Origin of the sequence: Cupriavidus oxalaticus, assembly GCF_038900635.1 — a bacterium.
GTDB classification, from domain to species: Bacteria; Pseudomonadota; Gammaproteobacteria; order Burkholderiales; family Burkholderiaceae; genus Cupriavidus; species Cupriavidus oxalaticus_B.
On sequence record NZ_JAYMRX010000030.1, the window covers coordinates 70,099 to 78,298 of the forward strand.

An 8,200-nucleotide genomic window follows, 5' to 3' on the forward strand; every position below is an offset into this window, starting at 1 on the left:
CATGCGAATCGAGCAACTGACTCATGCGCTGGGCGCCGAAATCACCGGTGTCAAGCTGGCCGATGCCATTCACGACGACGCGCTGTTTGCGGAACTCCGCAAGGCCTTGCTCAGGCACCGTGTGCTGTTTCTTCGTGGGCAGGATTTCACTCGCGCCGAGCATGCCGCCTTCGCGCGCCGCTTCGGCGAACTGGAGGACCACCCGGTCGCGGGCTCGGACCCGGAGAATCCCGGCCTGGTCCGCATCTACAAGAAGCCCGACCAGCCGCCTGACCGCTATGAGAACGCCTGGCATTCGGATGCCACGTGGCGTGAAGCGCCGCCATTTGGCGCCGTGCTGCGATGCGTGGAATGCCCGCCACTCGGCGGCGACACCATGTGGGCGAACATGGTCCTGGCCTATGAAAAACTGCCGGATCGGGTCAAGACTCAGATCGCTGACCTGCGTGCCCGTCACAGCATCGAGGCCACCTTCGGCGCGGCCATGCCGATGGAGAAGCGGCTTGCCCTCAAGGCGCAATACCCTGACGCCGAGCACCCGGTGGTCCGGACGCACCCGGAGACCGGCGAAAAGCTCCTGTACGTCAATGTCTTCAGCACGCACTTCACCAACTTCCACACCGCGGCGCATGTCCGCTATGGCCAGGATGCCAACCCGGGAGCCGGCGAGCTGCTCCGGTACCTGATCAGCCAGGCATACGTCCCAGAGTTCCAGGTGCGCTGGCGCTGGCAACCCAACAGCGTGGCGATCTGGGACAACAGCGCCACACAGCACTACGCCGTCATGGACTACCCGCCATGCCATCGCAGGATGGAGCGAGCCGGAATCATCGGCAGCAAGCCGTTTTGATCGGGACGATGATCCACCAAACCGAGGCATGCCCTGAAATGAACCCTACGATTCTGATCGTCCCCGGCCTGCGCGATCACGTGGCCGAACACTGGCAGACACTGCTGGAAGCGCAATTGCCCAACGCCGTCTCCGTGCCACCGTTTGAACGGGACAGGCTGAGCTGCGCGGCGCGCGTGGCGGCACTGGATGCGGTACTGGCCCGCATCAGCGGCCCCGTGATCCTGGTCGCCCATAGCGCCGGTGTCATGACGACCGTGCACTGGGCAAGGCAGTGCGCTCGCCAGATTCACGGCGCCTTGCTCGCAACGCCGCCCGACATGGAAACCCCCTTGCCGGCCGGGCATACACCACGCGACGAACTCGAGCGGAATGGCTGGCTGCCGATTCCCCGCGTTGCGCTGCCGTTCCCGAGCATCGTAGCGGCGAGCCGCAATGATCCGCTGGCCAGGTTCGCGCGTGTGGCAGAAATGGCTAACAACTGGGGCAGCCGCCTCGTCGACCTCGGTGAAGTCGGCCACCTCAATCCTGCCGCCGGCTTTGGCGAATGGCCGCTGGCGCGCGACTTGATCCGCGAACTGATCTGACCGATTGGGGGCCACCGCTCCCCGTTGCAGAGCATCCATTTCAATCTAGCTTCCAACCAAGGAGACAACCGTGCAATTTCTTGATGATTCCATGTTGCCCGAGAACCAGGAACCCCTGGTCATCCAGGTGGCGCCCTATGGCCCGCAGTGGCTGCCCAGCGACTCGGACGATATCGCCGTGAGTATGGATGAACAGGTTCAGAAAGCGGTCGATTGCTACAACGCCGGCGCCACGGTGCTGCACGTGCATGTGCGCGAGGCCGATGGCAAAGGCAGCAAGCGGCTGTCCATGTTCAACGAACTGCTTGCCCGCCTGCGCGAAGCCGTACCGAAGATGATTCTCCAGGTGGGCGGCTCCATTTCCTTTGCGCCAGAGAGCGACGGCGCGGCTGCCAAATGGCTGAGCGACGATACGCGCCACATGCTGGCTGAACTTAGCCCCAAGCCGGACCAGGTGACGATCGTGGTCAACAGTGCCACGATGAACGTCACGGAGATGCATCCGCTGGAGGAATACGCGGGGACGTCCATGGCCGAGCCGGCGATGTACGAGGCGTACCGCAACATGTCCTACGAGGCCGGACCGGTATTTGTGGAAGAGCATCTCAAGCGGCTGCAAGCCGCCGGCATCCAGCCGCATTTCATGGTCGGCCAGATCGCCAAGATGGAATCCATCGAGCGGCTGATTCGCCGAGGCATCTACAAAGGGCCGCTGCTGGTGAACTGGGTGCAGCTCGGCGGGGGATCCGAAGGACCGAATCCGCGCAACCTGCTTGAAATGGCCAACCGCCTGCCCGACAACGCGGTCTTCACCGTGGAGTCCTTTATGCGCTACGTCCATCCGCTGACCACAATGGCGATCGCAATGGGCTTCCATGCGCGCTGCGGCATCGAAGACACGCTTTGGGGCCGCAAGGGAGAGCGTATGACATCCGTGCAGCAAGTGGAGCGCCTGGTGAACATGTCCCGCAGCCTGTACCGCGAAGTGGCGACCGCTGACGAGGCCCGTCGCATCTATCGTATCGGCGAGCAGTACGAGACCACGGACGAGACGCTCAGGAAGGTGGGCTACCTGCCCAACCGGAAAGAGGGCCGGACCGGCCAGCCGTCCTGGACGGCCTGAGGCGCGCAACTGAAACAGAAGCACGGGCCCGCTCGCGCACCGACACCGGTTTTCGCGCCGGCGCGGACCCGGCAATCACGATTGGAGACAAGAATGTCCATCTGGAGATCGCTCGGTCTGGCAGCCGCTATGCTGCTTGCATCTTTCCCTTTGTATGCGGCACCAGCCGATTCGGGGCCGATCCGGATCATCGTCACCGGTCCTGCCGGGGGAACCGTGGACACGATCGCCAGGGTGTTCGCGAACACATTGCCGTCGGTCGTTCCCAACGCGGTGCCAGTGGTGGAGAACCTGCCGGGCGGCAGCGGCGTCATCGCGGTACGGGAACTGCTGAAATCGCCGAAAAACGGATCGACGCTGCTGATCGGAACCAATGCCTTCGCGTCGGAAGCGCCCCACATCGTCAGGATGCCGGTCGACCCGCTAAAGGCGCTGACGCCGGTGACCGATCTCGCTCGCAGCGGACTGGTGTTCGTGGCCGGCAACAGCGTGCCCGTGAGCACTTTCCAAGAAGCGCTCACCTATGCCAGACAGCATCCGGGCAAGACCCAATATGCATCGTTTGGACTGGGAACCCAGTCGCATATTCTCGGCGTGGAACTGAACAGGACTACCGGACTCGATATGGTCCATGTCGCGTATAAGGGGTCTCCGCCGGCACTGACTGACATCATGGGCGGCCATGTCCAGTTCATGTTCGACGGCCCGGCCACGTCGCTGCCGTTCCTGAAGACCAACCGGCTGAAGGCCCTCGCGACCACTGCGCCCCAGCGTCTTTCCAGTCTTCCAAACGTTCCTACCTTCGCGGAGTTGGGCTATCCGAAGTTGACGCAAGTCGTATGGATCGGACTATGGGTTGCCTCCGGCACGTCGCCCGAGGTCAGCGCCCAGCTACGTAACTCGGCCATGGCCATCGTGCAGTCGCCTGCCTTTCGCAAGAAGATTGCGGAGATCGGGATGGAGCCCCCGCTGGGCGTGCCGATGGAAGAACTGGCGGCTCAGTTGAGCGAGTCGTCCCGGCGCCATGCCCAGAAGCTGAAGGAAATCGGCTATGTTCCGGACTAGGGCCGGGCTCGATTGTCTGGGCGCGTCTCTATAGGGGAAAGCTGGCTGTCCGTCAACGCATCGCTCAGCGCCGCTGCTTGACGGTGCTGTTGGCCTTGACGACGTTTCAAATGGCTGTGGCGGACAGGGGCGTAAACTTACGCACCGCCAGCAGATGTCCGTTTTCAAAATTGGAGCCGACGTTCGAATGACGGGGCAAGGCGATGCACGTGCGGCCGAAACTGGCTGCGGCTTCTGCCAGCCGACGCCAACAAGGCGCCTTGCCGGCTCCATCGGGCGCTTGCGACCCGTAGCGGACCTTCTCCACAACCTCACCCAGCAGCTGGGTTCAGTCTAGCCGGCGAGTTGCGATGCTTGGGCCCTGGTCCATTCGAGGATCTCAGCGACGTGCTTAGGATACTCACCGCTGAAGTACTCGAAGATAAGGGGATTGGCTGTATAGAAGTGGCAGCAGAACTCGACCCAGTCCTTCGTTCGCAGCGGGCCATTGATCTTGAAGACCTTGCTCGACCGGGCCTTGATGTGCGTGGGGTTCTTCATCGTCATGTTGAAGTCGGCATCCCGCCTCTGGAAATATTCTTCTTCCGTGAAAAGCTGGATCGCACCGTCGAAGTGTCTGAAACGGTTGGCCACGAGGTCGAACTCTGCGTGCAGGTAGCGGGCGGGGAAATAGTGCTGCCCCTCGACCTCGATCCGGATGTCCTCCGTCTTCATTTCCATGGCCTGAAACGACTTGATGCCATCCGACTCGCTCCACTTGATGTCTAGACCGTACGCGTTGGCGAAGAAAAAAGAGACATGCCGAGATTCGAGATCCATGGGCGGGCGCAGCTTGACGATTCCAGGTTTGATATTTCGAATGTCCTCGTCGAAGGGAGCGCCATACCAAGTGTCGGCCTCGAAATAGCCCAGCCCATCGACGTCGATCCGGACCCGGTCTTCGTCGAGGGCAATGTATTTCTCTATGCCGGGGCCGTCGAACTGCCAGAACAGGTCTGTAAACCTTGGGGCCCAGTTGTTGACTGGGTGCATTCCGCGCCGGTAGCAGGGGTGGGCCATCAAGATAAAATCGGGCCCGGCAAAGCATCCTTCGTAATTGGGGCTGGGCGGGAAACGGCTCGCGATCTCGTTGAACGCAAGCAGCCCGTCGCGCTCAGCCCTTATTGGTCCCAATAGCGCCCTTGCGATGCCCTGCGCCTTGGCAACGATGCCGATGGTGTGGATGTACTCGAACGACTCCGCGTCGAGAGCCACGCCCTTGGATGCGGCCAGAGCCGTGAACTTCGCAATCAGGTCAGTTGCTTCGGCAAGGCGTTCGCGGGACTGTTTTTCCATGTCCGCGACATACCTGGCCATCATCTCTTCATATTCGTGGTCAACCATCACGGTATTCCGAGCAGGTGATAGAGCCCCGCCAATATATGCACGCGATCCTTACGACTGGACGATTGACCCCATAGAACGAGCTTGAAAGCCTGGCGCACTAGGCCGGAAATGACTGCTTCTGTTCAATCTGGGACCTTTGCCAGGTGGAAGCCAAAGCGACGTCCAAATGTCAATCCTGCGCGGTGAACGCCAGCGTCAACGGATGCCAAGCGTGTTAGCGAATTCCGCGACGCAGGCAGTCAAATACCGCATCGAGCCGGTTTACCAGCTATTCACCCGACCTTCTTCGTGTAGTGCTGGTCGAAGACCTGCAGAATATTCGCGTTGAAGTAAGGCTTCTTCGGGCCAGCCTTGTTCTCAAGGTCAAGATACCGAACCTTCGCGTACCTCTCGTCGTCGAGCAGCGGCTTACGCAAAGCGTGGAACTCGTTGTTCATCTTGAAGTTGCTATAGCGCGCGGTCATACGCTTGCAAAGCTCATCATAGGTCCAAGGGTACCTCTCTTTGATGTCTTGCTCCGCAAGCTGCACCTTGATGGCGTCGGCGTCCTTGGAGACTTGAACTTTGGAGGCGTTTGCCAGGGAGCTCTTCTCTAGTTTAACTTGCAGACGGATGGCTACGGCGTATTCGGCATCACTGTCGCCCACTTCCTGTGCCAGTGTCTTGAGATGGTCAATAAGGCGGGACTCATCGGCAGATACCACCACTGCTCCGGGATCTTGTGCAGGAGTTACGAACGACAGCGGCAATATCAGATTCAAAATGCTCCCAAAGTCCCTTTTGAACCAGCCCTTCGCCAAAAGAATGAAATTTCGAACGCACGCTGCGGCCAACTCTTGAGCTTGGCGTGCGAGCGTTGCGCTAGCGGTGATGAAGTGAACTGAGTTGTCCCGGATTTCAACCAAAGCATCTAGGTTCGCTTTTACCTCTTTGGGCAGCTTCGACGCCGGCGTCTCTTCAAGACGCGCGATGCAGCCGCCCAATGTGATGGACTGTGGGTTGCCTGCACGGTTGCGCTTCAAAAACTTCTTCTGCGACTTAATTCCCGCCTTGGTTACGCGAGTCTCGTAAACCCTCAGCGACGCGATGGCATTGTGGGCATCCTTCAACACCTTGGCTTTGAGTAGCAGTTCCCAGGCATTCAGAGCCAGGATGGCAAACGTTTCCTCCCGGTACAAGAATGACGGCTTGTTGTATACCTCCACGGCCGCAGTAATTGCGGCAACGGCTTTATCAACGAAACGCTGGTGAAGTGGCGGGCGCACGGCGGTCTCCTTTCGCGCACACTTTACAGTACGGTGGCCATTTTTGAGCAACACTGAGCCGTTGCCGCCGAGAAACCAGCGCATCAGGGTTGACGCGTCGCAAAGCTGCCGGTGGCAGGAGGCTGCCCCTGACGTCTCGGACCTGTATCCGTACACGGGCGTCCTGGTGCCAGAGGCACCTACTGGCCGATCTGGCGCGGTTGCACACTGAGACGCTACGATTGTTTCCGACCGCGCCGTCTGGGACTTCCGATGCACAGTCGCCTTTTGCTGTCAAGCCAAGCCCCATGCAGACGCTAACCCGTCCACATACTGCACTCACCCTAGATTGGCTCCGTGCGCCCTATCAAACTCGAAGCCCTTCTCAAGTTCAAACGTACCTTTAAGGTAGTGCCGCGGCTTACCCTCTTCTTCAGTCACTATGAGACTGCAACCAACGCGCTCGACTAGCGGACTAATCCCATTGTGTTCCTCCACCCATTCTTCGTATCCCTTTAAGGATGGACCTCCCACGTTGATTACGAATTCCATCCCGTAAAACACGAACGCAAACAGCGTCTCAAGTCTGCGCGTCATAAACAGCGAGCACCCGATCCCCGCTTGCACCCACTCGTTGGTGTCGGGGTGCGGCATCATCGTTTCAACCGGATAGATTCGGCGTTGAGAGAATGGCCAAATTCTTGGGCCGGTCCCATACCGCGCAAAATTGCGCATGTTGTCGTAGAAGGGCTCATTAAGAAATATCCTGTACGAGTCCTCGTCTTTCGAAAAGATTTCAGCACATGCCTCGATGGCCATCTTGCCAAGAAGCCTCGCCATCTCTCGTTGAGGTACTTCCTCGTCGTGCACGAAGAAGATCAGCGGCGTCTCAAATCCCGTCTTCATGACAGCATCGAGGGCAGGGACTTCACTGCCTTTCTCTGTTGCGAGCTGTACGCTACCATCAAGGGTCCTGCGCATGTTGACCCCGATTTCTGTGCCGGCGATGTGCCCCAGCAATGACGGGATGTTTCCCTTCTTCGTCGGAACCTGATGCCAAGCGCGCAAGTTTCTCATCCACGGCTGATTCAGGATGGATTGCTCAACTTTGCGGGCAAAGTAGTTATTGCATTTGTCGCAAACCACACCTCGCGGCAGGATGCGCTTACGACCGCCAATAGATTCCGGCATGATGTGCTCGACACTCCGGGAGTCACTCGAGTCTTGTTTGCAAAAAGTGCAGCGCATGGATGCCAACTCTGTTATCTAGGTTGGTGTTCTGTTTTCTGGGCAACCACTCTTGGCCGGGCATCCGGATCTCCGCTCTTAGCCGCAGGCGGAGGGGGCGGAGAGGTTTGCCAGCGACTACTGCGAAGTCCAACGCGGACTTCTGTCAATAGGGCCGCGACAGCTTCATAGCCGCAGGCGGGCTCACCAACCCTGCAATTCCGTCTGCAACCAGCCGCGAAAGTAGGCGTAACGGTAAATAACTCTGTCTTCCAGTTACTGACCTCTTCCACAAGATGATGCCCAATGGCCAGCGAGCATGGGCTGTTGCACGGCAAGGGATAGCAGTACGAGTATGTGGATTCGGTGATGTGGGCGAGGCCGCCCGTTTGAGCTTTGAGAGTTTTGCAGCCTGGCGTCCTTCTGTCGTCACGGTGGCATACGATTCATACTTCACCCCCGAGACGGGCGCTAGTTCAATGAAGTTGCGGTTCCTGCGACACCGTTGCTCACCGATTTTTAGCAAACCTGGATTCCACTTGCCTTGAGTTGATGAGGGTACAAGGACAATGTGGACTTGGAGGTTTGCGGTGGATTTGCCCCCGTGTCCGCGGACACGGTCACACCCTTAGGTTGATAAGGCCATCGCACGCCTGAACTCGCGCGGAGAGCGGTAATTCAGGGCGCTATGGGGGTGCTGCTCGTTGTAGTGCTCAAA

Annotated in this window: 7 protein-coding genes; 4 read left to right on the forward strand and 3 right to left on the reverse strand. The window is 59.2% G+C overall.

The genetic code is table 11. The features are described from left to right. Position 1: 1 nt before the first annotated feature. From VSR71_RS30910 to VSR71_RS30925, 4 genes are all read left to right on the forward strand, one after another. Positions 2 to 850 carry a TauD/TfdA dioxygenase family protein gene (locus VSR71_RS30910; RefSeq protein ID WP_342917369.1) on the forward strand — a complete coding sequence of 283 codons (849 nt, stop codon included), beginning with the start codon at positions 2 to 4 and terminating at the stop codon, positions 848 to 850. Between the two features lie 8 nt (positions 851 to 858). Beyond that, positions 859 to 1,437 carry an RBBP9/YdeN family alpha/beta hydrolase gene (locus tag VSR71_RS30915; RefSeq protein ID WP_342917370.1) on the forward strand — a complete coding sequence of 193 codons (579 nt, stop codon included), beginning with the start codon at positions 859 to 861 and terminating at the stop codon, positions 1,435 to 1,437. Between the two features lie 70 nt (positions 1,438 to 1,507). Continuing rightward, positions 1,508 to 2,560 (forward strand): 3-keto-5-aminohexanoate cleavage protein, encoded by a 1,053-nt coding sequence (locus VSR71_RS30920; protein WP_342917371.1) that lies wholly within the window; start codon positions 1,508 to 1,510, stop codon positions 2,558 to 2,560. Positions 2,561 to 2,653: 93 nt separating this feature from the next. Then, positions 2,654 to 3,625 (forward strand): tripartite tricarboxylate transporter substrate binding protein, encoded by a 972-nt coding sequence (locus VSR71_RS30925; RefSeq protein WP_342917372.1) that lies wholly within the window; start codon positions 2,654 to 2,656, stop codon positions 3,623 to 3,625. A 333-nt stretch (positions 3,626 to 3,958) separates the two neighbouring features. Here VSR71_RS30925 and VSR71_RS30930 read toward each other — a convergent pair whose 3' ends face one another. The 3 genes from VSR71_RS30930 to VSR71_RS30940 form a co-directional block, all read right to left on the reverse strand. Beyond that, positions 3,959 to 5,008, reverse strand: a complete 1,050-nt coding sequence (locus tag VSR71_RS30930; RefSeq protein ID WP_342917373.1) for a hypothetical protein — start codon at positions 5,006 to 5,008, stop codon at positions 3,959 to 3,961. Positions 5,009 to 5,283: 275 nt separating this feature from the next. Then, positions 5,284 to 6,360, reverse strand: a complete 1,077-nt coding sequence (locus VSR71_RS30935) for a DUF3644 domain-containing protein (RefSeq protein WP_342917374.1) — start codon at positions 6,358 to 6,360, stop codon at positions 5,284 to 5,286. A gap of 234 nt (positions 6,361 to 6,594) precedes the next feature. After that, positions 6,595 to 7,503, reverse strand: a complete 909-nt coding sequence (locus VSR71_RS30940) for an HNH endonuclease (protein WP_342917375.1) — start codon at positions 7,501 to 7,503, stop codon at positions 6,595 to 6,597. Between the last annotated feature and the right edge of the window lie 697 nt (positions 7,504 to 8,200).